The sequence below is a fragment of the Planktothrix sp. PCC 11201 genome, assembly GCF_900009135.1.
In the GTDB taxonomy this organism is placed as follows: Bacteria; Cyanobacteriota; Cyanobacteriia; order Cyanobacteriales; family Microcoleaceae; genus Planktothrix.
Window position 1 is genome coordinate 832,141 of sequence record NZ_LT797701.1, and the last position, 25,385, is coordinate 857,525.

At 38.2% G+C, this 25,385-nt stretch carries 17 protein-coding genes; 8 read left to right on the forward strand and 9 right to left on the reverse strand.

Translation table 11 applies throughout. From position 1 onward, the window contains the following. Positions 1–112: 112 nt before the first annotated feature. Together PL11201_RS13860 and PL11201_RS13865 are read left to right on the forward strand one after the other, a co-directional pair. Positions 113–313, forward strand: coding sequence for a hypothetical protein (locus PL11201_RS13860; protein ID WP_079679458.1), 201 nt, complete (start codon positions 113–115; stop codon positions 311–313). Further along, on the forward strand, positions 313–573 hold the full coding sequence (locus PL11201_RS13865; protein ID WP_079679460.1) for a ParE family toxin-like protein: 261 nt from the start codon (positions 313–315) through the stop codon (positions 571–573). The genes PL11201_RS13860 and PL11201_RS13865 overlap by 1 nt, the downstream gene beginning before the upstream one ends. Positions 574–668: 95 nt before the next feature. On the opposite strand, the gene PL11201_RS13870 is transcribed toward PL11201_RS13865, so the two are convergent. The 3 genes from PL11201_RS13870 to PL11201_RS13880 all read right to left on the reverse strand — a co-directional run bounded on the left by PL11201_RS13870 (position 669) and on the right by PL11201_RS13880 (position 4,651). Continuing rightward, positions 669–2,642 (reverse strand): serine/threonine-protein kinase, encoded by a 1,974-nt coding sequence (locus tag PL11201_RS13870; RefSeq protein WP_079679462.1) that lies wholly within the window; start codon positions 2,640–2,642, stop codon positions 669–671. Beyond that, entirely contained in the window at positions 2,633–3,874 is a 1,242-nt protein-coding gene (locus PL11201_RS13875; RefSeq protein ID WP_079679464.1) for an RNA-guided endonuclease InsQ/TnpB family protein, read from the reverse strand. The genes PL11201_RS13870 and PL11201_RS13875 overlap by 10 nt, the downstream gene beginning before the upstream one ends. A gap of 375 nt (positions 3,875–4,249) precedes the next feature. Further along, the gene (locus PL11201_RS13880; RefSeq protein ID WP_079679465.1) at positions 4,250–4,651 is read right to left on the reverse strand and encodes an AbrB family transcriptional regulator; all 402 of its coding nucleotides are present in this window, start codon (positions 4,649–4,651) and stop codon (positions 4,250–4,252) included. A gap of 468 nt (positions 4,652–5,119) precedes the next feature. On the opposite strand from PL11201_RS13880, the gene PL11201_RS13885 reads away from it, so the two are divergent. From PL11201_RS13885 to pyrR, 3 genes are all read left to right on the forward strand, one after another. Then, positions 5,120–5,563 (forward strand): Rrf2 family transcriptional regulator, encoded by a 444-nt coding sequence (locus PL11201_RS13885; protein ID WP_079679466.1) that lies wholly within the window; start codon positions 5,120–5,122, stop codon positions 5,561–5,563. Between the two features lie 63 nt (positions 5,564–5,626). Then, positions 5,627–6,625, forward strand: coding sequence for an adenosylcobinamide-phosphate synthase CbiB (gene cbiB / locus PL11201_RS13890; RefSeq protein ID WP_079679468.1), 999 nt, complete (start codon positions 5,627–5,629; stop codon positions 6,623–6,625). A 47-nt stretch (positions 6,626–6,672) separates the two neighbouring features. Beyond that, a complete protein-coding gene (gene pyrR, locus PL11201_RS13895; RefSeq protein ID WP_079679470.1) occupies positions 6,673–7,212 on the forward strand; it encodes a bifunctional pyr operon transcriptional regulator/uracil phosphoribosyltransferase PyrR in 540 nt (179 codons plus the stop codon). Between the two features lie 84 nt (positions 7,213–7,296). Here pyrR and PL11201_RS13900 read toward each other — a convergent pair whose 3' ends face one another. Continuing rightward, positions 7,297–8,625, reverse strand: a complete 1,329-nt coding sequence (locus tag PL11201_RS13900; RefSeq protein WP_079679472.1) for an adenylate/guanylate cyclase domain-containing protein — start codon at positions 8,623–8,625, stop codon at positions 7,297–7,299. Positions 8,626–8,714: 89 nt separating this feature from the next. Between PL11201_RS13900 and PL11201_RS13905 the strand changes: the two genes are divergently transcribed. Together PL11201_RS13905 and PL11201_RS13910 are read left to right on the forward strand one after the other, a co-directional pair. After that, positions 8,715–10,091 carry a 16S rRNA (cytosine(967)-C(5))-methyltransferase gene (locus tag PL11201_RS13905; protein ID WP_079679474.1) on the forward strand — a complete coding sequence of 459 codons (1,377 nt, stop codon included), beginning with the start codon at positions 8,715–8,717 and terminating at the stop codon, positions 10,089–10,091. A 14-nt stretch (positions 10,092–10,105) separates the two neighbouring features. Beyond that, on the forward strand, positions 10,106–12,856 hold the full coding sequence (locus PL11201_RS13910; RefSeq protein WP_079679476.1) for a CBS domain-containing protein: 2,751 nt from the start codon (positions 10,106–10,108) through the stop codon (positions 12,854–12,856). A gap of 134 nt (positions 12,857–12,990) precedes the next feature. Here the strand turns inward: PL11201_RS13910 and PL11201_RS13915 are convergent, their stop codons facing one another. From PL11201_RS13915 to smpB, 4 genes are all read right to left on the reverse strand, one after another. Further along, the gene (locus tag PL11201_RS13915) at positions 12,991–15,015 is read right to left on the reverse strand and encodes a SpoIIE family protein phosphatase (protein ID WP_079679478.1); all 2,025 of its coding nucleotides are present in this window, start codon (positions 15,013–15,015) and stop codon (positions 12,991–12,993) included. A gap of 15 nt (positions 15,016–15,030) precedes the next feature. Further along, positions 15,031–16,662, reverse strand: coding sequence for an AAA-like domain-containing protein (locus PL11201_RS13920; RefSeq protein WP_234996694.1), 1,632 nt, complete (start codon positions 16,660–16,662; stop codon positions 15,031–15,033). A gap of 296 nt (positions 16,663–16,958) precedes the next feature. Continuing rightward, a complete protein-coding gene (gene fumC / locus PL11201_RS13925; protein ID WP_079679480.1) occupies positions 16,959–18,362 on the reverse strand; it encodes a class II fumarate hydratase in 1,404 nt (467 codons plus the stop codon). A gap of 189 nt (positions 18,363–18,551) precedes the next feature. Further along, the gene (gene smpB / locus PL11201_RS13930) at positions 18,552–19,019 is read right to left on the reverse strand and encodes an SsrA-binding protein SmpB (protein ID WP_079679482.1); all 468 of its coding nucleotides are present in this window, start codon (positions 19,017–19,019) and stop codon (positions 18,552–18,554) included. 216 nt (positions 19,020–19,235) lie between these two features. Between smpB and PL11201_RS13935 the strand changes: the two genes are divergently transcribed. Continuing rightward, on the forward strand, positions 19,236–19,715 hold the full coding sequence (locus PL11201_RS13935; RefSeq protein WP_079679483.1) for a DUF6658 family protein: 480 nt from the start codon (positions 19,236–19,238) through the stop codon (positions 19,713–19,715). Positions 19,716–19,918: 203 nt separating this feature from the next. Here the strand turns inward: PL11201_RS13935 and PL11201_RS13940 are convergent, their stop codons facing one another. After that, entirely contained in the window at positions 19,919–25,318 is a 5,400-nt protein-coding gene (locus tag PL11201_RS13940; RefSeq protein ID WP_079679485.1) for a trifunctional serine/threonine-protein kinase/ATP-binding protein/sensor histidine kinase, read from the reverse strand. Positions 25,319–25,385 lie beyond the last annotated feature (67 nt).

Genomic DNA, 25,385 nt, shown 5'->3' on the forward strand with positions numbered 1-25,385 from the left:
TAAAATTAACGCGGAGAAAGTATTCAATGAAGATCCTTTTGAAAAACTTCCACCTGGTCTTCAGTTCAGGTGAAGCTATAATTTTCTTAAGGGCACAGAGGTACAATTGGCTATGTCAAATCTTGAGCAAATTGAAACAGCAATTCTTTCATTGCCATCCAGTGAGTTTGATCAGTTAAGGTTGTGGTTCCTTGATTTAGACTACGAACGCTGGGATAAACAGATAGAGCAAGATATTGAAGACGGTAAATTAGAGGCACTTGCTCAGGAAGCGCTCGCTGAGTTTGAGGCGGGTCATTGCCGAGAAATTTGATGCACTATACAACCCGGAAGTTTTGGCAATACTACGACACATTATCTGAAAGTGTTCAACGAACGGCAGATGAGTGTTACGAGTTGCTTAGAGTTGACCCCGCCCATCCATCTTTGCATTTCAAGAAGTTGGGCAAGAAGTATTGGTCAGTTCGGGCAGGGTTAAGTTATCGAGCTTTGGGTGTTGAAGTCGAGAATGGTATTTCTTGGTTCTGGATTGGAACCCATGCAGAATATGACAAGTTGATTGGCAAGTTATAGCATGGCATAACTATTCAAATGCGGCGGACAGCCCAACAATAAGTTAGTTATTAAGGACAATTGCCATACCCTAGTAGTGAGCCCTTCACGCCTCTTTAGGATGCGCTTAAGCGCAACAACGGACGCCATATTTTAATTGTTCCGTCTTGACTCCCGCTAACTATTGTTTGATTATCGGGACTAATGGCAATGGAATAAACAATACCCCTATGTCCGGTTAATGTACAAATTTCTTCTCCTGTTTCTATCTCCCATAGTTTAATGGTTTGGTCTTCACTCCCACTGACTAATATTTTATTGTCTGAAGTAATAGCAACAGAATGTACACTTCCTGTATGCCCTTCTAAAGTTCTAATTAGATTTCCCGTTGCAGGTTGCCACAATATAATCGTATTATCTTCACTTCCACTTGCTAAAATTTGACTATCAGAACTAAAAGCAAGTGACAAAAAACGATAAGAAGTTTCAGGAATTTCAAGCTCACGGGTGGTTTGGCCAGTATTTATATGAGCAATAATAATACTGCCTTTCGGATGTTCATAGGCAAAGAAAGGGCTATTAGGAGCAAAAGTAACTGCATTAATTCTTAATCCAACTGCAACTTTGTGTCCTCCAGGATCTATAATTTGGTTAGTATCTATATTTTTAATCATAACCCAAACAAGATACGATTTTCTATGATAAATACAAGGAATGGCAACAATATTTTTATCGGGATGAATAGCTATACAGTGACGTTTCGACTTCCATTGATCAATAATAGATAGTTCTTCTCCTGTTTCTAAATTCCATAGTCGCACTGTTCCATCACAACTTCCACTAACAATCATTTTACCATCATAATTAATAGCAATTGATCTGACTTCTCCAGTATGTCCTATTAACGTTTTCTCTAATTCTCCTGTTTCTAAATTCCAAATTTTTATGGTTTGGTCTTCACTACAACTCACAATATTTTTACCATCAGGAGTAATAGCAACTCCATAAATTACCCAAGTATGACCAATTAATGTTTTAACACATTCCCACTTTTGAGCTTGATTTTTCAAAGGTAGTGCAAGGGTCTCGCTTTCTAATATCTCTAAATTATTATTGTCTAATATATCTAAATTATCAATTGCTAATTCTTCCCTAAAATTAGATAAAGAATTGTTTAAATCCGTTAAAATATCCCTCGCTGACTGATAGCGTCGTTTAATGGCACTTTCAATCATTTTATCCAAAATCAACCCTAATTCCTCACTGACTGGATGTTTTAAATGTTCTCGCCAAACCCAAATACCCTCCTCATCATCAAACAAATCTATCGGTTCCACTTGGGTTAATAAATGCAGACAAGTCACGCCCAAACTATAAATATCACTGGCAAAAATACCCTTTCCCTTCGCTTGTTCGGGGGCAATATAATCAGAAGTCCCAATAATTGTTCCGGTGACGGTAAATGCGGTTTTTTGGGTAAATTTAGCTGAACCAAAATCGACTAAAACAAACTTTCCGTTAGGACGACGAATAATATTAGCGGGTTTAATATCCCTGTGAATCACATTTTTATGATGGATAAAATCTAATAAAGGAAGTAAACAGATTAAAAGATATTGAATCTGAGTTGAATTAAATGCTCCTTCCTGCACTAGAATTTTGGCTAAATTTTCCCCTTCGATGAATTCTTGGATTAAATATTGTTGTTGATTAATCGTAATATAAGCTAAAAGCTCAGGAATGTGAGGGTGTTTCCCTAATTCATCTAACCTAATAGCCTCCTGTGCAAATAATTCCGATGCTTTTTGCCAGGTATCAGCATCTTGAGATTGGGGAAAAAATTGTTTGATGACACAGCGCGGTTTAGACGGTTTATCCTCATCCACGGCTAAAAATGTTTTACCAAATCCCCCTTGTCCAATGATATCTATAGCTTGATATCGGTCTTTTAACCACAGTTGATTCCCACAGGTTAAACAAAATTGACTTTGAGCGGGATTATAGGGTTTAGCACATTGGGGATTCAAACAATAGGCCTTGACACTCTCACCGTTAGGCGGCTGTAACGGGAGATTCTTGCTTAATGACACTTAACTAGCTCAAACAGTGTTAACTGTTCAAACCCCGCCAGTACGTCTGACCCGATTAAGGGTACTTCACAAGCATTTTCACTCACGGTATGTCCTACCGCAATTAAGCCTCTATTTCTAATTACTTTGGCACTAGCTATGTCTCTTTGTTCTGTATGACCACAATACTGACAATTATGCACTCTTTCACTTAACTGCTTTTTGCCAGTATGTTTTCCACAATTAGGACATTCTTGAGATGTACCATTTTTATCTACTTTTAGATAAAATCCATCTCTTTTCCAGCAGACATAAGGTAACACCTGATTCATAAATCCACCTATCCCTGAGTCTAAAGATGGCTTTCTCACAATCCCACGACTCCAAGATGTGTAATTGATGTCCTCTATGAATATATTTTCTCCTAAGTCACACAGATTATGAGCTAGTTTAAAGTGCCAATTTTTCCTTGTATTAGATACTTTTTCATGTAATCTTCCGATTTTGTTTTGCAATTTTAACCAATTGTTTGACCCCTTATTTTTATGTTTTAAGCGTCTTTGTAGCGATTTCAGCTGACTCTGTGCCTTTAACAAAAACTTCGGTGCTTTGATTAATTCGCCTGTACTTGTTGCCAGAAATGATTCAATACCCGCATCTAGTCCTAAACTGGTCTTGCCTATTGGTATATCAGGACATACCTCTTGTGACTGAAACACAATTAGTAAATAATATCCACTCGCTTTTTTTACAATCCGAGCTTGCTTCGGCACAAAACCTGTGGGATATTCCCTTGATTGTCTAATCTTTAACCAGCCTAATTGTGGTAGTTTTACCTTGCCTATTGCTAAACAATTTTTTAACATAGCCGGAAAAACAAAACTACGCATTTTCTTTTTATATCGTGGAAAACCACGACCTTGAGATTTCATATCAGTAAAGGCTTTATCTAATGTTTTCAACGTTTGTTGTAACACTTGAGCATTAACTGACTTTAAATCCTGATTTTTTTGTTTGGCTATGGTTAAATTCTTGGCTTGTACATTGTAATTGGGGTAAGGCTGGTCAGCCGGTATAATGAACTCTGACACAAGCGAACAACTATTAATAGGTGATTTTCTACTGCGTAACCAGTGCTTACGTTCAGCCAAGGCGTAGTTATAAACAGATCGGCAGACATCTAAGATATGCTCTATCTCTAACTCTTGCCGTCTGTTTAAATCTAACCTGAACTGATAAGTAAGATTAATCACTGGCTTTCATGGATTTTTTTGTGACATTTATGTATTTATAATAAACTTACTAATTAATCATGTCAAGTAATTATCATAAAAATTGACTCAATATCAAGCTAATATGGTTTTGTTAGTATTAAGTATTCATCTTAACTACAACTTAAACGCTATGTGTAAAACTACTACTCTCCTAAAGAATAAGGTATGGCTTCGCCATGTTTCTATCTGTAATCGCCCCTTGATTATCTTTCTCTCTTTCTTTGTGTCTTAGTACCTTTGTGGTTATTTTAACACAACAATAGCTGGCAGTGACTCAAAAATAGCCATTGCCAGTCTAAAGTGTGTACATTCAAATTTAGTCTCAGGATTTAGTTAAAAACAATATCCCTGGGATTATTCTTCGTCGTCTCCAGCTTCAACTTGTTTGAGGTGAATATGCTTACGTCCGAGGGAAATTTCAAACTCATCACCAGCCGTTAAATCCATTTGTTTTGTATAGGCTGCACCAATCAACAAGTTTCCATTTGATTGCACACTAATTCTATAACTAGCGGAGCGTCCACCCCGGCCATTTCCTTGTTGTTTGCCATCTAACTCAATTCCCTCAGCATCAATTAGAGCATTGAGGAACTTCATCATATTGACGCGCTCAACACCATTCTTCGTCAGGGTGTAGTAACCACATTCTCTAGCCTTTTCTTCTTTGCTCAGATGTTCAAGTCCTTTGACTTTATCGAGTAAGGCTTCTCCGGTTAGAGGCTGAGGTTGGGGATCAGAACTTTTCTTTTTAACCATTAACTGTGCCTGTAAATGTTTTACAAAAGGTCTTGACTTTTATCGTGGGTGGGTGATAGATCACCCAGATTGTTTAGCTAGATCCTTGCTTGAGAAACTATATTACACTAATTAAGGAAATTATTCACCTATTTTTTAAATTTTTTATTAGATCTAATTCCGGTCAAGGAGTTGAGTGGAAGGGTGGGACATCCAACAACTCAGGATCGGGTTCAGCTATCAGCTTTTTAGCAATAGTATCAATCCCCATCCCATCAACTCTAACCACCTTTAAACCCAAAACTCACCTGTCCAGACTGATGAGAAGTTATCAACTCCAGACTAAACTCTTGAGGGGAGGATATTGCCGTGGTATGGGTGAGAGTTGTAGCGAATTCCGTTTAAGTATGCTCAACTTGGTAGAATTACCTCAAGACCATCTTTGTCCTTTGAAACTCCATTGCCAAGTTATCTATTTTATTACCCAGAATGAAGTTAACTACACGGGGACACTATAGCGTTAAAGCCTTGCTTGATCTATCCTTACAACGGGGGATAGGGCCGACTTCTGTGCAGGCGATCGCACGGCGCCAAAATATTCCTGCACCCTATCTGGAAAAACTCCTGATCGAGATGCGACGATCGGGGTTAGTTGAATCAGTTCGGGGTGCTCAAGGAGGCTATCAATTAGCCAAATCTCCAGCCCAAATCTCCCTGGGACAAATATTAGAAGCAGTGGGAGAAACTATTGAACCTTTACCCCGCCATCAAGCGGATATTGAACAAGCAGAAGACTGGGTAACTTTTACCCTATGGAATCGGTTACATCAAAAGCTGAAAGAAGCACTCTATGGGATTTCCCTCGAAGATCTCTATTATGATGCTCGCAGTTGGCAAGCCGCCCAGGGGGAAGAAACAAGTTTTGTGGTTTAGGGAATTTTGCACCACGGAAGTTGAGTTCAGGATTGATTGTCCTTTTCTATTTATCGATTTTCCATGACGGATTTTAATTCCCTGATCATTTTATTGATTGCTGCTGTCGGTGATTATCTGATTGGAGATCCCAAAAGTTGGTTACATCCGGTACAGGTGATGGGGTGGGTAATTACTTACTATACTCAAATTTTCTTTAAATACTTGAATCAACCGAGAATTTTGCGGGTGGCGGGGGTATTTCTGACCCTAATTGTGGTATTGGGGAGTGCCTTGACAGTGACGTTAATTAGAGATGGGGTACAGGTGCTAGTTGTCAAATTTTCGGGGCCTGAAATTTTGAGCATTGCAGTAGAAAGTATTCTCTTGGCCAGTTGTTTTGCGGGTCGCAGTTTAAGGGATTCCGCCGAGGATGTTCTCTATTGGATTGATCAAGGAGATTTAGTCACGGCTCGTCAACGATTAAGTCGTTATGTAGGTCGAGATACCGAAACCCTATCGGAGTCAGAAATCCTTAGAGCGGTTTTAGAAACCGTGACAGAAAATGCTACTGATGGTGTGATGGCTCCTTTATTTTATGCCTTAATTGGTGCGGTATTGCCGGGGGTCGGTAGTGTCCCTCTGACTTTTGCCTACAAAGCCGCTAGTACCCTCGATTCTATGGTGGGTTATCGAGAAGCACCTTATGGGGATATCGGATGGTTTAGTGCCAAATTAGAGGATATTTTAACCTGGCTTCCCTGTCGATTAACGGTGAGCATGATTGCCATATTATCAGGAAAACCTAGTTATGTTTTCAGCATTTGTCAACGGGATGCTGTTTTTGATCCGAGTCCCAATGCCGGATGGAGTGAATGTGCTTATGCTGCCGCTTTGGGGGTACAACTGGGGGGAGAAAATTCCTATCGGGGGGTGATTAAACAGAAACCTTTCTTGGGAGATCCCCAACAACCGATTACATCTACTACCATTAAAAAAGCATTGCAACTGACTCGATACAGTTTTTTAATTACGTTAGGATTATTTACAGGGGGATTTATCCTTTTGAACGGTGCGAACTAATCCCGAATATCTTAAAAAAACTCAAGATTGTTAATTTTTAATCTAAAATGACAAAAATTGTTGAAATTCTGTCTGCGGCTGAAATCCGGCGAACGCTCACCCGGATGGCTTCCCAAATTGTGGAAAAACATGGGGATTTAGATAATTTAGTCTTACTCGGAATCTACACCAGGGGGGTGCTGTTAGCGGAACTTTTGGCTCATCAAATTGAAGTCTTGGAACAGGTACGGGTTCCAGTGGGGGCGTTAGATATTACGTTTTATCGGGATGATTTAGACCAAGTGGGAATGCGAACCCCAGAAAAAACTAAAATTCCCTTTGACTTGACGGGGAAAACGGTGGTTGTGGTGGATGATGTGATTTATAAAGGTAGAACGATTCGGGCGGCTCTGAATGCGGTAATCGATTATGGACGTCCTGAAACTATTGGGTTAGCGGTTCTGGTGGATCGAGGTCATCGTCAACTGCCGATTCATCCTGATTTTACGGGTAAAAAACTCCCCACCGCCAAGGAAGAACAGGTGAAGGTCTATTTAGAAGATCTGGATGGACGGGATGCAGTCGAATTATTATCTCCGATTTCTTAGAAAAAATCTTTGAAAAAACCGTTGTTGCGCTTCAGCACTCTTAGTCAGGGCTTGAGCCGCAACAACAAACTTTTTTCAGGATGCTTAGGTTTGTTTTCCCTTTAATAAATAGGTGGTCATTTGTCCTTTACCTTTAACGTCAATGATTCCTCGCTTTTCAAGTCGATAGTTTTGTTTTAATACTAAGTAGGTGGTTTCTGTAACTTGAATTTCATCGGCAATTCCATGGGACTCCATTCGACTGGCAATATTAACCGTATCTCCCCATAAATCATAAATAAATTTCTTAATTCCAATGACTCCAGCCACAACTGGGCCAGTGGCAATCCCAATTCTAATATGAAAATTTTGTTGGGTTTTGAGATTGAATTCTCTCAAGGTTTTTTGCATATCTAATGCCATATTGGCGATCGCTTCTGCATAATCATCGTGGGGAATGGGTAAACCCGAAACCACCATATAAGAATCGCCGATAGTTTTAATTTTTTCTAACCCATGGAGTTCGGCTAAATGATCAAATTCAGAAAAGATTTGATTCAGTAAATCAACTAATTGCGGCGGATCAAAACGTCCTGAAAGTTCAGTAAAACCGACAATATCACCAAATAAAACCCCGGCATCGGTGAAACTATCAGCAATGGTACTGGGTTGCAGTTTTAACCGTTGGGCAATGGAATGGGGTAGAATATTTAGGAGTAAACTTTCTGAGCGTTCCTGTTCTTCTTTGACTTGAGTATAGGCTCGTTCTAGGGCTTTACGAGAATTAAATTCCGATCGAGCTAAACGGTCATACAAATACACCGAAAAATTACAAATTAAACAAATCCAAAACAGATAAAGAAATAGGAAATCGGCTGTCATCCAATCGGCGGGAAGCTCAACTTTTAGATTGAGTAAAATTTGACTTCCCTGATAATAAACAAACACCCCTAATTGCGAAATTAAATGCAACGGCCAATACACCGGAATTAAGGTGGCTTGGGAAAAAAACATCAGGGGCCATTCAATGATTGAAGCCCGGGCGACTCCACTTAAGGTTTCTCGAATTTGGGGGGTAATGGTCACCAACCAAGAAAATAGCAGAAACATTGAGGCTGGATGTTGATGACCCAGGGGAGTTCTCAGAATCAATAAACCGATAATTAAACCGCCCTCGACGACAATTTGTGTCGCTAACCAAGAGGGTTGAAAATGCTCAGGATTAAAGAAAAAGTTGTTGATTTCTGAAACACTAAAGGTAAAATAGGAAACCAGGGCTAGGCTAAACCCTAAATTTAAGCGTTTTTGAATGAAATGCTTTCGCCAACTATCATAAGTCGGAGCCTGAGATAAAACAAAACCGGAAGAAAAGATCTTCAATTTTGTGCGAATAAATGCACCAAGTTCTGATAGTCTTGATTCAGTTGTAGTCATGGGTTACTTGGGTTTCCTGAAGGGGGTTCATACAATCTTATGAGGATCAATTATTTTCCAATTACCTGGAATTGAATTTGATAATAACTGTGAATAATAATCCACGCCAAGTTGCATTTTTAGCACTCCGAGACATTAACCGACGGGGGGGACTCGCAGATGTGGTTTTAGACCAATGGCTTCGTGAATCTGAGCTATCAGAGATTAACCGACGCTTAACCACAGAATTAGTCTATGGTTGTGTGCGTAGACGGCGATCGCTTGATAGTTTAATCGATTACTTAGCCCCGAAAAAATCCCATCAACAGCACCCGGATATTCGTACTATACTACATCTCGGTTTTTATCAAATTTGCTATCTGAATCAAGTTCCCAATTCGGCGGCGGTCGATACGAGCGTTGAATTAGTTAAACACAATAAATTAACCCATTTTAGTGGATTTGTCAATGGTATCTTGAGACAATATATTCGAGAATCGGAAAAATGTCCGGTAGAAACTGCTAATTCTTTTAACTCTGTTTTTACGCCCTTTAAATTACCCAAAAATCCCATAGAAAGATTGGGAATTATCTATAGCTTTCCTGACTGGCTAATTCAATTTTGGTTAGATACTTTAGGATTAGCAGAAACCGAACAGCTTTGCACTTGGTTTAATCAATCTCCCGCCATTGATTTAAGAATTAATCCCTTACAAACAACTTTAGAAACCGTAGAATTAGAATTTCAATCTCGGGGAATTTCCGTGAGTCGAATTGCGGGTTTACCTCTAGGATTAAGATTAACTGGTAGTATCGGATCAATTAAAGATTTACCCGGTTATAATCAAGGTTGGTGGTCAATTCAAGATAGTAGTGCCCAATGGGTTAGCTATTTATTAGATCCCCAACCCGGAGAAACTATTATTGATGCCTGTGCCGCCCCCGGGGGAAAAACCACCCATATTGCCGAATTAATGCAAGATCAAGGTCAAGTTTTAGCCTTTGATTCTATGAAATCCCGACTCAAGAAAATCAAGCAAAATTTAACTCGATTACAACTTAATTCGATTCAAATTAAAGCGGGCGACGCTCGGAAATTAGAGGGCTATTTCGAGAGCGCAGATCGACTATTATTAGATGCTCCTTGTTCGGGTTTGGGAACCTTACATCGACGGGCGGATGGACGATGGCGACATGATCCTAAAAATATCCAAGACCTGTCTCAATTGCAATTAGAACTCTTAGAAACCACTCAAAATTGGGTTAAACCGGGTGGCTGTTTAGTCTATGCTACCTGCACTCTCCATCCTCAAGAAAATGAAACCATAATTCAAAAGTTTTTAAGTCAACATTCTAACTGGAAAATTCAAACTCCGCCGGAAAGTTTGGGTTTAACTCCTGAATCTGAAGGCTGGATTAAAATTTGGCCCCATAGACAGAATATGGATGGATTTTTTATGGTAAAATTAATTAAAAATCAAACTTAATTATTATTAACTTTATGCACCTAATTTTATGCCATACAACTGTTGATTTTGATGCCTTGGGGGCGGCGGTGGGATTAACTCGAATTTACCCAGGAAGTCGGATTGTATTGGCGGGGGGAAGTCATCCAGCGGTGAGGGATTTTTTAGCCTTATATCGAGATGAATTTGCTTTAATTGAACGCCGATCTGTCAATCCCAATAAAATTCATTCCATTAGTGTGGTTGATACCCAAAGTTGCGATCGCTTAGGAAAAAGTGCCGAATGGTTGAAGTTAGCCAATTTATCCGCTATTAGAATATACGATCATCATCCTGATATCATATCTGATATTCCCGCCACAGAAACCTATATTGAAGAAGTGGGGGCAACTACTACATTAATTGTAGAACTGTTAAGAAATCAACGCCAAAAAACAGTTTTAACCACCGCAGAAGCGACGGTAATGGCATTAGGAATCCATTTAGATACGGGTTCCCTAACCTTCCCCCATTCCACCGCCAGAGACGCCATAGCCCTCGCTTGGTTAATGGAGCAAGGTGCTAATTTACCCGTGATTGCCGAGTATGTAGAACCCGGTTTACCCCAAAAATTACAAGAGTTATTAAGTTTAGCATTAGAACAGTTACAAAAATCAACAATTAGAGGTTATACCGTCGCTTGGATTATATTTAAAACCGATGAATATGTGCCGGGGTTATCAACTTTGGCATCGGAATTAATTGATTTAACCGAAAGTGATGCTTTACTCTTAGCTAATCAATATGGCCGGGGAGAAGGAGATCGGTTAAGTATTATTGGACGGTCTCGAATTGAAAAAACCAACTTAAATGAACTATTTAAACCCTACGGGGGTGGGGGTCATACCCGGGCGGCTTCCGTGGTTTTAAAAGAAGGCAATTTTATCGAGATTTTGGAACAGTTAGTTGAACAATTAAAAGCACAAATTCCCCACCCACCAACAGCCCTAGAATTGATGTCTTCTCCCGTGAGAACCATTCGCCCCGATACCTCCGTAGAAGAAGCCCATCGGATTTTATTACGTTATGATCATTCCGGTCTTTCGGTAGTAGATGAACAGGATCAATTAGTGGGAATTATTTCCCGTCGAGACTTAGATATTGCCCTGCACCATGGCTTTAGTCACGCCCCGGTTAAGGGCTACATGACCCCCCAATTAAAAACCATTACTCCCGAAACCACTTTACCCGAAATTGAAGCCTTGATGGTTACCTATGATATTGGTAGATTACCCGTTTTACAAGATAAAAATTTAGTCGGAATTGTGACCCGAACCGATGTTTTAAGGTTACTCCATCAACAACAACGGCCTCAAAAATCAGTGTTTAAAGGATGTATTCCTGGGTTGACTTGTACCAGTGTGGAAGAATTATTAGAAGAAAAATTAGCCACCTCCCTATTAGCCTTACTGAATCGTCTATCATTGTTGGCAGAAAAACGGGGCTGGCAAGTCTATTTAGTCGGGGGTGCAGTGCGAGATTTATTGTTAGCAGAATCGGAAACAACGGTATTACTTAATGATATTGATATTGTGGTGGATGGATGTTATAAAAATGCCAATTTTAACCCAGATATTTTATCACCTGTTTCTCCGGCGGTGGAATTAGCACAGGATTTACAAAAACATTATCCCGCAGCAAGATTAGATGTTCATGGGCAATTTCAAACCGCCGCTTTATTATGGCATAATGACCCAATTTTAGATTCTCTTTGGATTGATATTGCCACAGCGAGAACGGAATTTTATCCCTATCCGGCGGCAAATCCTCAAGTAGAAGCGAGTTCCATTCGTCAGGATTTATATAGACGGGATTTTACGATTAATGCCTTAGCATTACGGTTAACTTCTCCCAAGGTAGGGGAATTATTGGACTTTTTTGGGGGAGTATCGGATTTAGAATCTGGAAAAATTCGGGTTTTACACCCCAATAGTTTTATTGAAGATCCGACTCGAATTTATCGGGCGGTGCGGTTTGCAGTGCGTTTAGGATTTGAAATTGAAGCTCAAACACAAGAGTATATTGGTTATGCGATTAGTAGTGGAATTTATGAGAAACAACGGGAAGAAAGTAATAAATCCTTTGACCAAAATCGTCGGGTTCCTGCTTTAGAAACACGGTTAAAAAGTGAGTTAAAATATATTTTACAATCTCCCTATTGGAAACGGTCACTGCAACTTTTAGGGGAGTTAAAAGCATTGCGGTGTATTCATCCTACTTTAGAGTTAAGTCCGCATTTATGGCGACAAATTCGATCTGTAGATCGCTGTTTACAACGCTTCGATCCCCAAAAAACTTTAAACCATTGGGAGGTTCGTTTGGAGGTATTAGTAGCCTATTTATCCCCAGAATATCGGGAAAAAGTTGCCCAGAATCTTCAGCTACAGGCGGGAACTATTGAACGGTTAAACAGTTTAGAATTAGCTAAAAGTCAGATGATTGAAAACATATATAAATTTGAAAATAATAGTCAGTTTTTCTGGTTATTTAAACCTTATAGTTTATCAATTTTAATTTTAATCGCGGTGCAATCTCCTCGGGAAGTCAGAAAGCGAATTTGGCAATATTTAACCCAATGGCTAGAGGTTAAACCCCCCTTAAATGGTCATGATTTAAAAGCCATGGGATATAAACCTAGTCATCAATTTAAGCAAATTTTGGATGATTTATTAACGCTGACGTTAGATGGTGAAATTGGCGATCGCGCTTCTGCGGAAGCATTTTTACAAGGGAATTATCCGCTATAATAAAAACTTCATATAACTAAAAAATAATTGCGGTTTAATTCTCGTTTTCTTGGGCTTTAATTTTTTCATAAAGACTATCAAAGGAATGCACAAATAAAATTTTATTAGTTTAAAGGGGCAAGACATGATCTGACTTATCTTTGTTTTAAAACAATTAAAGTAATATCATCATAAACCTTATGTTTACCAATATGCGATCGCACATCATCAATCACGGCTTTCCGAATTTCTCCGGCTGTTAAATGCCAATGTTTTTTCACAATTTCACAGAGTCTTTCTAAAGAATAAAATTTACCTTGATTATTTTCAGCTTCCGTAATGCCATCAGTATATAAAACAACACCATCCCTGGGATTTAATTTAATATTAATAGAACCAATAAAATCTGTAATATCCGCTTCTAAACCAATAGGAAATCCTAAATCTATGGTATCAATGGTTTCCACTAGGGGATAACATTCTGGATCGAATTTTGGATCACAGTCTAATGGCGATCGCACTAAAATCATTTCCTCATGTTGACCACAAATACTTAGAAATCCATTATAATAATCTATCAAAGAAAATGTCAAATTTTTATCGGATTTCATCCGTTGAACATTATCATAAATCACTCGATTTAGGGTGGTTAAAAAAATAATTGGATCTGTTTCATTACAGGTAATTAAAGTTCTGACTGCCGTTTGTACCATTAACATTAAAACCCCCGATTCTAACCCATGTCCGGTCACATCTCCAATGCCAATTTTTACCATGCCATTACTATGTTGTAAAACATCATAATAATCTCCTCCAACTTCATCCGCAGGTTCCATATAACCCGCAATATCTAAATGAACAATTTCTGAAAGTTCTCCTTCATTGGGTAAAATCATTGTTTGTAACTGACGAGTCACTTGTAACTCCGCACTCATCCGAATATTTTCTGAGGTTAATTGTTGGTTGAGGGAGGTAATTTCCTGATTAGCTTTCACCAAAGCAAAAGCCATATTATTAAAGGATTTAGCGACTTCTGCTAGTTCATCTTGATTGTCCAGATGTAGGGTTTCATTCATTTCTCCCGCGATCATTTTTTGAGAAGCAATACTCAAACTATTAACCGTTTGCATCACGGATCGATAAAATCCAATAAAGATATAAATTACCATTAATAATGAAATCAGAACTAGGATAGATAAAAAGATTTGTTTGTGCAGAAATCCGTTAATTCGGTGCTGTAATAAAACATCTAATTCATCAATGGTTTTATCCCATAAAATCCAACTTTGTTCTATATTAGCTTCCGCTTCTGTGAAATATTGTTTCATGGGGCGGGTGTCTCCAGTTCTAATTACATCACTCAGTCCATCAGTGAGATTTTTAAGATTATCAGTGAGCAAATTCAAGTCCTGGGTTAATTTGGGTCGAAGATTACCCCCAGAGTCATGATTAAAAGAGACTTCAAATGTTCGTTTGAGTTTTTCATTATAGTCATTTAAAAGTCCTGAAATAGTTGTGATTTCCCAATATTCTTTTTGAGTTAGCTCCTGTTGTTGACGTTGACTAATATCTTGACTAATTAACCGAATATCTGCTAAAATCTTATTGATTTCTGGTAATTTCAAAAGAGTGGCATCCATTAAATAATAAGTATCTAAATCCGGGTCAAGAATTAAGTTGGATTCGTCACCTACTTGAAATCTAAGTTGATTGATTTGCTCTAAAATAACATAATAATAAACTTTTTGAGTCTGTAAACTCCAGATATTATGATTGTCTTGTAACGTTCTCCAACTATCTTTAATTTCTTGAAAAAGTTCTGTTGTTGATAATATTTCTCCTGTTTTTTGATCAATTTCGTCTAAAATTTTAATCTGCTCTTGAATCTCTACTTTAATTTTTTCTAACTGAGTTTTATCTTCAGGACTCAAATTAAGATTAGCCATTAACAATTGAGCTTGATAAACTTTAGGATAGAGTTGGCGCAGGGGACGGAGATAGATATTCCCTAACTTTTCCTGAGCAGCAAAATCAATCAGACTTTGGACTTCCGAAACCAGAAGATATATCATCAAACTCAAAGGAATGATAAAAATACAACTAATTAAAAGAAATTTTTGGGGATATTTGAGTTTGTTAATGAGGGAAATAGCGGGTTGAAAAAAGCTGATTATTTTCATGAATCTTAGATTAAATTAATATTGAAATCGTAGAAATGAACTCAATTTAACTTGATCTTTACCATTTTTTTTCGCTTCATATAGAGCTTCATCAGTTGCTGAAAATAAAGTTTTAATATCCATCGCATCTACACCAGGAATCGCAGTAGCAACTCCTAAACTAATGGTAATAATTGGTACCCGACGGTTTGGCAATTGATCAGTGTTAAAAGGTAGAGCTAAGGTCTTGATATTCTTACGAACAGATTCCGCAATGTACATTGCACCTTTGGCATCGGTTTGAGGGAGAACAATCACAAATTCTTCACCCCCATAACGAGCAACTAAATCAGCCGGACGTTGAACTCCATCACGAATAGCCTGCGCTACGGCCCGTAAACATTGATCTCCGGCTTGATGACCATAGGTGTCATTATAAATTTTAAAATGATCAATATCACATAAAATCAAAGACAATGGGGCAATTTCCCGCATCATTCGTTTCCACTCAATGTCTACGGAGCGATCAAATTGTCTGCGGTTAAAAACTTGTGTCAGGGTGTCAATATAAACTAGGGATTTTAAGAGTCTATTTTCTTCCTGTAGCTGTTTTAAATTAATCGGAGCATTAGGGTTTTCACTAAGAATTTGGGTGCTAAAATAGAGATGATAGAGTTCACAGGATAGTGTACAGTAGTTTTCCTTCAAATTAACAATGCCTAAACTATATAATTGATAGGCAATAATTGGTTCCAGTTGTATACCTATTTTAGAGGTAGCAACCCGTTGCATGGCGATCACAAGTTCGGGTTTGTTATGTAGAAACAGCCAAAGAGATTGTAGGTGTTCTTTGTAAATTCCCTCTAGGGTCGGAGCTTTTTTTAATAAGTCTTCTAGGCTGATTAAATTATTGGCTAGATGATAAATAGCAAGATGCACTAAATAGGGATGTCCCCCGACTAAACAGGTTAATTTTTGAATTTGAGTATCGCTTAAACTTAGGTGATAACGTTCAGCTAGATTTTGAACTTGAGTAACTGTAAATGGGGGAAGTTCAATGGATAATCCAATATTAAAAGGAGATTGATGAATATTTAAAGATATATAAACTTCTGTCGATTGAACCAAAAATAAGTGTAGATTTTTCCAGGCTAGGTTATGTCGGGATTGTTCATACCAAAATCGAATTAAAGGCAGAAAATTTTGACTAATATTTGTATATTCAAATACAATATTTAACTCATTAAAGACTAGGAATAGTGGGCAATTAATTTGTGGGAAAATATAGATTTCAAAATAGAGCGTACAACTCACTTTACTTCCCATATCTTCATCCCAATAATCGTCTAATTTGGGATCAATTTCTAATTTTCGAGCCACATTAATACACAGCCACCGAAGAAATTTATCCGTATTTTTAAAAATTTCTTGATCAACTTGCAAGAAATCAATCAAAACGGTACGGTATCCCAAGGTTTCTGCATAATCTATTAACCTTAACATTAAGGAACTTTTTCCCATTTTTCTAGCGGCTTTGACTCGCAATAAGCTCCCAGATTTTTCAAGTTCCGTATAGGCTAATTCTTCGCTAGGAGAGCGATTAATATAGAAGGGAGAATTTAAGGCGAGAGGGCGGTCAGGAAATATTAATGTATTTTTTGGTAACATTTTGTTTTGTAAAGGCATAAACTATTACATGGGTTGAGATTAAATCTGGAAATCAAATTAGGTTTAAAAAAAGGATGCTAATTAAAATATAGACTTTAATTAGTATAGATCCTTAATTCTTGAAATTCAATAGATTTCCCAAAATACCAATCAATAGAAAGCCCGCACGCCGATGATGGGCTAAATCAAAACTAATGTTACAAAAAATACAATTTCTACACATTACCCCCTGTAGAGACGTTGCATGCAACGTCTCTACAGGGGGTAGAGGGATAATAATCAGCTAAAATCACAACTTAGACATCAGGATAAGCCATTTTATAGGGATTGACAATCTGGTCAAATTCTTCACTGGAAATGTACCCTAATTCCAAACAAACTTCTTTTAAAGTTAGATCTTTTTCCAGGGCAATATGGGCAACTTCGGCGGCATGATCATAGCCAATTTTTGGAGCTAAAGCTGTTACTAACATTAAGGATTGTTCAACATAGCTGTTAATTTTATTTCGATTAACTTTTAATCCAGTTAATAAGAAATCTGTAAAATTATGACAACTATCAGATAAAATAGCTACCGATTGAATGAAGTTAAAAATGATCATCGGTTTGAACACATTTAACTCAAAATGCCCTTGGGAACCAGCAATAGTAATAGCAGTATCATAACCTATTACCTGGGCGGCTACCATGGTCATCGCTTCGCATTGGGTTGGGTTAACTTTCCCGGGCATAATTGATGAACCGGGTTCATTTTCAGGTAAGATTAATTCCCCTAAACCACAACGGGGGCCACTGCCTAAAAATCGAATATCATTGGCAATTTTCATCAACGAACAGGCTAGGGTTTTTAACGCACCACTGGCCATAACTAGACCATCATGGGCGGCCATGGCTGCGAATTTATTGGGAGCAGAAATAAAGGGTAATCCGGTTAATTGACTAATCTGATTGGAGACTTTTTCTGCAAATCCTTTCGGGGTATTTAATCCCGTTCCCACGGCGGTTCCGCCAATGGCTAATTCATATAAATCGGGTAAAATAAGTTCAAGACGCTTTAAATCTGCATCGAGTTGAGCCACATAACCGGAAAATTCTTGACCTAAAGTTAAGGGAACGGCATCTTGTAAATGGGTTCTGCCAATTTTCACAATATCGGCAAATTCATCGACTTTTTTTTGTAACTCATCCCGCATTTTTTTGACACTGGGAATTAACCGTTGGGTCACCGCCATCGCCGCCGCAATGTGCATTGCCGTCGGAAAAGTATCATTAGAAGATTGGGACATATTAACATGATCATTGGGATGAATCGGGGTTTTACTCCCTAAAATTCCGCCGAAAATTTCAATCCCTCGATTAGCAATTACCTCATTAATATTCATATTAGACTGGGTGCCACTTCCGGTCATCCAAACCCGCAAAGGGAAGTGATCATCCAGTTTGCCATCAATCACTTCATCGGCGGCTTGAACGATTAATTGAGCCTTGTCTGCGGGGAGTTTTCCTAATTCTTGATTGGTGATAGCCGCGGCTTTTTTCAGAATGCCAAAGGCGGTGATCACTTCTTTGGGCATTAAGTCATTGCCTATATTAAAATAATAGATAGAACGTTGAGTTTGAGCCCCCCAATAGCGATCGCTTTTCACCTCAATTTCTCCCATACTATCGCGTTCTTTGCGGGTCGGTTGTTCTGTTGTCATGTTCAGAGTTCTCCCAATTCTAGGCAATTCACTATATTACTCGATTATAAATCTTAAAACCGACTCCCCCAACCTCTTTTCAATGTGAGGGACGGGGGAGAATTTAAGATTAACAATTTCTCTTTCCTAAACCTGGGGTAGAGAGATTACCTGTTTTTCACCTAAGACCAAAACTGCCTAAAACCCAATTTAATACCGTTTCATTGCCCTTTCCATCGCCCGTTTATCATCTTTTTGACGAATATCATCCCGTTTATCATGGAGTTTTTTGCCTCGGCCAACGGCAATATCAACTTTCACCCGTCCTCCCTTGAGGTACATTTTTAGGGGAACTAATGTTAACCCCTTTTGTTCGACCTGTCCCAATAGTTTATTAATTTGTTCTTTATGCAGCAATAATTTGCGGGTGCGCCGAGGATCATGGTTAAAATAAACACTGGCCTTCTCAAAGGGTGAGATATGGGCATTTAATAGCCAGGCTTCACCCCCCCGAATTAAGGCATAGGCATCTTGCAGGTTGACTTTACCCGCCCGAATCGATTTGACTTCCGTTCCCTCAAGGGCGATGCCCGCCTGATAGGTCTCTAAAATCTCGTAAAGATAGCGGGCTTTGCGGTTGTCGCTGACAATTTTATATCCTTCGCTGTTTTTAGTCATGTTTTCAATTTAGCAAATTATTGGGTTGAACATCTAAGGGTTATGATTAATTATAGCAATTTGCGACTTTTTTTAACCGAAATGAATAGAAAATAAGTTAATTAAATCAACTAATATATTCCTTGCGCTAGAGGGTAAAATAATTGATTTCTTTTAAACTGAGTGAGCAATAAAGGCAAATTCAATTAATTTAATCAAAGTTTAGGAATCATCAAAATGCAGAAATTAATTCAAGCTCTAAGGTCTATATCCTTCAAAAATATTTTAGGTGTTTTTTTTGCCGGATTATTAATGTTGATCAGTACCGCTTGTAGTAATAATCCTCCCACGGCTGAGTCATCGGCAGAGGGCAGTCCCAATCAAGCTAAGGGATTAACCAGTGAACTTCCTAGCCCCGTTAAATCTAAGCAAAAAGCGGATATGTACGCCTATAACAACACTGACCAAGATATCGTGGAACGGGTCAAAGATGTATCGGAAAAAGTTAGTAAATCTGCCAGTGAAATGGCAGGGGATTTGATGAAAGGAAGCCAAAAGAACATTCAGAAGGCCGAAGATAACACCAAACAAGCCCTAAATCAAGCCCAGAAGGCGGCGGAAAAAACCTCAACGGATATTAAACGCCAGGCTTCTAAAGGCGCTGGAGAAGTCAAAGATAAAGCCGGAGATTTTCAACGGCAGATCCAAAAATCCTGATCAATTGGCTAAATTATCGACTTAGTTGCCATATCTATCTAAAGGCAGATGTGTCCACAAATCCCATAGAGTTAGATTGTAACAACTATCGCACGTTCTCAATTCGCGCTTTCCCCAGTCAACCAAAAGCTGGGGATTTTTCATCACTTTTTCTCGTTTCCTATTCCCTATTCCCCCTTCCCTGCTATAGTTGTTTGAAGCGTTCAGTCCCCAAAATTTTGATTAATTGGGATTAGGATAGTGAATTCTGCTCCTTCTCCGGGTTTGGAATTGCAACTCATCTGACCCTGATGACGTTCAACAACAATTGAGTAACTAATCGATAGACCCAAACCCGTCCCACTACCGACGGGTTTTGTGGTGAAAAAGGGATCAAAAATTCGTTGTAGCACTTCTGAATTCATTCCTAAACCATTATCTGCAATCGAAATTTTAACCTGATTATCTTGTGTTTTATGGGTGGAAATGGTAATCATGGGGGGATAATCAGCCTGATTCATCAGATGGCGACGATGTTCTAAGGCATCAATAGCATTACTAATAATATTCATAAAAACTTGATTCAGTTGCGAAACATAACAGTTCACTTTTGGCAGTTGACCATAGTTTTTAATCACTTCAATTTCCGTACTGTGGGTAGAGCCTCGGAATCTAGTTTGTAAAATCATTAAGGTGCTATCAATCCCTTCATGAATATCAACAGGTTTCATTTCTGCTTCATCCAAACGGGAGAAGTTTCGCAAACTCAAAACAATATTCCGAATTCGTTCGGCTCCGACTTTCATGGAAACTAATAGTTTTTGTAAATCTGTGACCAAAAAGTCTAAATCAATCTCGGAAATGGTTTCTGTAATTAAAGGTTGAGGTTGAGGATATTCCTGTTGATAGACTTGAATCAGTCGGAGTAAATCTCGAACATATTCACTGGCGGGGGTAAGATTTCCATAAATAAAACTCACGGGATTATTAATTTCATGGGCGACTCCGGCTACCATTTGTCCTAGAGAGGACATTTTTTCGCTTTGAATTAATTGGGCTTGGGTATGTTTTAGTTGGTTTAAAGTTTGTTCTAAACGTAAATTTTTCTCGTTGAGTTGTTGGGTACGTTCTTGAACTTTATTTTCCACGGAGGCATATAACAGGGCATTTTCTAAAGATACCGCCGCTTGGGAAGATAGTAGACTTAAAACTTCAATTCGTTCTGAAGTAAAGGCTCCGGCTGTTAGGTTGTTTTCTAAATATAAAATTCCTAAAATTTTGCCCTGGCTAATAATCGGAGTACATAAAATAGATTTAATTTTATGCTTATTAATATAGGGATCATGAGTAAATTGCCCTTCTAAAGTAGCATTCATTAAAACCACATCTTGACCCGTTCTTTCCACATAATAAATAACAGTTAAAGGTAAATTAGAGCCATTTTCAACATTGATTTTAGGATGAACAATAACTTCTTCGTTATCCGTTGAAGCCTCCGCTTCAATTACTAATTTATCATCGTTGTATAAAATTAAAAATCCTTTTTGCGCCCCGGCATTTTCAATTACAATTTTCATTAAATTGGCTAATAATTTCTCTAAAACAATTTCTCGCGAGATGGCTTGAGAAGCCTTAATGACCGTGCTTAAATCTAACAGTGCTAAACTACTACCATGGGAGGTACTGAGAGTAATTGATTCCGCTTCAAATAAGGAGGGTTTAAGATTGGCTAAATATTTGAGTTGAGGATATTGGGTTTCTAACTGTTCGACTTTACGAACTGCACCCCAGCGTTGATAGCTATAATAGGCTTCTCGCAGGTGAATATTGGCATATTTGGGTTTATGATGATTCATCCAAAATTTAGCCGTGAGTTCGTGACTGAGGGCAACATTTTGAATAAATCCGGCTTCCTGTGTCGTTGATATTGCTTGTTCATATAAATCAATAGCTTCAAAGGAACGTTGAGAAATCCGAGCCAATTCTGCTTCGACTAAAAGATATTTAGATAGGAAATTGCTGGGACAGTTATCTGACCAAGTTTTAATTTTTTCCTGATTATTTTTAATCTTTTCTAAAAACTGCTGTTGTTGCGATTCTGAAACTCTTTCTAAATTTGCAATTAAAATTAAAGAGGAATAAAAATAATATTCTGTGACGGGAATTAACCCTAGAATAAATTGGAGTAATTCTTCGACTTCTAAGGTAAGTTTTAAGGCTGATTCTACCTCACCATATAGGTATAGAACTTGCAGTTTATAAATTTTGTAAAGACATAGAGAATAGAATTTCTGATTTTGTTGGCTACTCTCCAGATAATCAGCTTCTGTGATTTCTGGAGCGTCAAAAGATAAGAAATCCGGGGTTTCACCGATTAAATTCAGCAGAATTCCTCGGAGTCCTGTTAAGGTATCAATCACTAGATGATTGTCAGTTTTATAGGCGAATTTTAAATAGTTTTTAACTTCAATTAAAAACTTAGGCAAGTTTACACCCTGCGCCATTAAATTTAGAGATTGATTATTTAATAAATAACCAGCATATTGCAAATCTCCTGAGTCTAAAGCGGATTGATAACCTTCATGACCTAAAGCATTTGAATTCTTAATCGGTTCTAACCAATAGTTGAGACAACTAATTAAGGATGCAGATACTTTATAGACGGGATAATTCCACTTTTTATTCAGTTTTAAAGCCAATTGACCTAACTCATAGGCGGTTTGATATTGATTAAAAATGGTAGCAACTAGAATCCCATAGGTCGCATAGAAAAATCCAGATTCTGGAGAATATCCCGATTTGATCGCAACTTTTACACCCTTGAGAATCACCACTGTCCATAAACTAGGATTACTGACATAGGCGGAGGGGGCTAAATTATGGAGAATTTTTAAGGTGATTTTTTTCTCGGGTTCAACAATTGGGTTTTGCTCCAAGAACGTCGATAGATTATTAATATTGATCAATTTTTGCAGGGACTCTAATTCCTGGGGAATGACCGTTTGTAGATTTTCCGTGGGTAAATCCAAGCCAAATAAAGCTAAGGCTTTAATGCCAGCATTAATAGAGGCTTCATATTTTAATTGTAAGGTATATTGAATTAAAAGTAGATTATAAACTTCGGCTTTTTCTAAAGTAGATTGAGACTGTTTTAAAATTAATTGAATTAGGGTTTCACTTTCGGCAAAATTTCCATTCAGATATTCTATCTCGGCTAGTTCTCGATACAATCCAAAGGTTAAAGAATAATGTTCACCCCAACTATTATCGGGTAGAACTCCAATTCCGGCGATTAAATATTCCCGGGCAGCACCATAGGCGGTGGCATCCTTAGCTTTTTTTCCCGCTTCTAAGTTTAAACTGGCTAATTGTAGTTGTTCTTGTTCATCGGTAATTAAAGATCGACCCACATTCAGGTGATCGACTAAATCAAATACTTTTTCTAACCAATATTGGGGCGGTGTATTAGCTAATAGTAACCGACCGATAGTTAGGTGAACCGATTGTTTTTGAGAGTCTGCAATTAAGGAATAAGCAGCTTGTTGAACGCGGTCATGGAGAAATCGATAATTCAGAACTAGATAGGGATTAATTTGTTCCGGTTCCAAATTATCGGCATCTAGTAGGGGTTTAATTAAACCTTCTTTTAAAGCGGGTAATAAATCTTGGAAGGTATCAACGGATTCCTTACTATAAATTAAGGATAAGGTATTTAAGTCAAATTGATTCCCCACACAGGCAACTAATTGTAAAACCTGTTGAGTTTTCTGGGGGAGTTTTTGGAGCTTACCAATCATCAATTCAACGACATTATCCGTGATATCTAAGGCTTTAATTTCGGCAACATTCCATTGCCAAGCAATTTTTTCCGAGTTAAAATTTAGGAGTTTTTCTTGATATAAAGTTTTGAGAAATTCATTCACAAAAAAAGGATTTCCCTCCGTTTTTTTGATCACTAATTCGGCTAAAGGGAGAACGGTATGGCGATCGCTATGAAGGGTATCTGCCACAAGTTCTGTCACCTGTGCCAAATTTAAGGCGGTGAGATGAATTTCATGAATTAATCCTTCCGAACCCGCTTCTGGGGTAAAAGATTCGGATTTTAACCCTTCTAACATCATCATTAAAGGATGGGTGGGACTGACTTCGTTATCCCGATAGGCTCCAATTAAAAATAAATATTGGGTAGCATCATCCGTTAACATTAATTTGATTAATTTCAGGGTGGCAGAGTCAGCCCACTGTAAATCATCAAGAAAAATAACTAAGGGATGTTCTGGTTGACAAAACAGACGAATAAAGTTCTGAAAGACCAAATTAAACCGATTTTGAGATTCGGCTGCACCCAATTCTAATACCGCCGGTTGCGGGCCGATAATTAGTTCAATTTCGGGAATTACATCAATAATAATTTGTCCATTCGGCCCCAAAACTCTTAATAATTTTTCTCGCCATTGATCTAACTTCTCTTGACTTTCACTCAAGAGTAATCTGGCTAATTCAGACAAGGCATTTACCAAAGCAGAATAGGGAATACCGCGTTGAAATTGGTCAAATTTCCCGCTAATAAAATAACCTTTTTTTTCAACAATTGATTTACAAATTTCTTGGACTAATACGGATTTTCCAATCCCCGAATATCCGGCAATTAGCATAATTTCGGTTTTGCCTTGACTCACCCGGTCAAAGGCTTGAATTAGGGTATCAATCTCATTTTCTCGGCCATAGAGCTTTTGGGGAATCTTAAACTGATCGGAAATATCCTGCATTCCCAAGGCAAATTCGCTAACAGTTCCTGTGGCTTGAACTTGTTTAAAACTATCTTCTAAATCAGCTATTAATCCCCAGGCACTCTGATAGCGTTCTTCGGGGGTTTTAGATAGTAATTTCAGGACAATTCGAGAAATAATTGGGGGAATTTCTGGGTTGATTTCATGGGGAGGAATCGGTTGTTTTGCCAGGTGGGCGTGAACTAACTCCATCGGATCGGTGGTGGGAAACGGAACCTGTTGGGTTAATAATTCATAGAACGTTGCTCCCAAGGAATAAAAATCCGTTCGATAGTCTACGGATCGGTTCATTCTTCCGGTTTGTTCGGGAGAAATATAGGGGAGGGTTCCTTCTAAATTTTGCGGGGGATGGAGCCGTAAAGATTCCTGAGTTAATCCACTAGAAATACTAAAATCAATTAATTTAACCTGTCCGGTGGCGGGATTAAAAACAATATTAGACGGGTTAATATCTTTGTGAATGAGGTTAGCTGCATGAATTTCTCGTAATCCTTGGGCAATTTTAATCCCGAGGGTTAAAAATCCTAATAGAGTAAATTTCTGAGTAGCTAACAAGATTTTTAACGATTCTCCGCCAAAATCTTCTAAGGTCATGACTAAAGTATTTTGGTAGGTTTGAAGTTCATAAACTTTAATCACACTGTTCAAATTAAAGTTGCGCAGGATTTTATATTCTCGCTCATATTTTTGAATATCAGATTGGGGCGGAAATTCCCCCTGTAGCACTTTTAAAATCACGGGAGAACGATCCTGTTCCCGGATGGCTCGGTAAACAACGGAGTTAACACTTTCGTAGATTTGTGCTAAGATCTGATATCCTGGCAAGGCAATCATGTTTGTTTCCTTCTGCACTGATTTAGGCTGAGTTGGTTAAGCTTTGGTGATCAATCAGAATGTTAAT

What these genes read in the sequence shown, in the direction of transcription:
- PL11201_RS13865 (WP_079679460.1), top strand. Translation starts at nt 313, where the DNA reads ATGCACTATACAACCCGGAAGTTTTGGCAATACTACGACACATTATCT.
- pyrR (WP_079679470.1), top strand. Translation starts at nt 6,673, where the DNA reads ATGACAAAAATTGTTGAAATTCTGTCTGCGGCTGAAATCCGGCGAACG.
- PL11201_RS13880 (WP_079679465.1), bottom strand. Translation starts at nt 4,651, where the DNA reads ATGGTTAAAAAGAAAAGTTCTGATCCCCAACCTCAGCCTCTAACCGGA.
- PL11201_RS13920 (WP_234996694.1), bottom strand. Translation starts at nt 16,662, where the DNA reads ATGTTACCAAAAAATACATTAATATTTCCTGACCGCCCTCTCGCCTTA.
- fumC (WP_079679480.1), bottom strand. Translation starts at nt 18,362, where the DNA reads ATGACAACAGAACAACCGACCCGCAAAGAACGCGATAGTATGGGAGAA.
- PL11201_RS13860 (WP_079679458.1), top strand. Translation starts at nt 113, where the DNA reads ATGTCAAATCTTGAGCAAATTGAAACAGCAATTCTTTCATTGCCATCC.
- PL11201_RS13915 (WP_079679478.1), bottom strand. Translation starts at nt 15,015, where the DNA reads ATGAAAATAATCAGCTTTTTTCAACCCGCTATTTCCCTCATTAACAAA.
- PL11201_RS13940 (WP_079679485.1), bottom strand. Translation starts at nt 25,318, where the DNA reads ATGATTGCCTTGCCAGGATATCAGATCTTAGCACAAATCTACGAAAGT.
- PL11201_RS13910 (WP_079679476.1), top strand. Translation starts at nt 10,106, where the DNA reads ATGCACCTAATTTTATGCCATACAACTGTTGATTTTGATGCCTTGGGG.
- smpB (WP_079679482.1), bottom strand. Translation starts at nt 19,019, where the DNA reads ATGACTAAAAACAGCGAAGGATATAAAATTGTCAGCGACAACCGCAAA.
- PL11201_RS13900 (WP_079679472.1), bottom strand. Translation starts at nt 8,625, where the DNA reads ATGACTACAACTGAATCAAGACTATCAGAACTTGGTGCATTTATTCGC.
- cbiB (WP_079679468.1), top strand. Translation starts at nt 5,627, where the DNA reads ATGACGGATTTTAATTCCCTGATCATTTTATTGATTGCTGCTGTCGGT.
- PL11201_RS13935 (WP_079679483.1), top strand. Translation starts at nt 19,236, where the DNA reads ATGCAGAAATTAATTCAAGCTCTAAGGTCTATATCCTTCAAAAATATT.
- PL11201_RS13885 (WP_079679466.1), top strand. Translation starts at nt 5,120, where the DNA reads ATGAAGTTAACTACACGGGGACACTATAGCGTTAAAGCCTTGCTTGAT.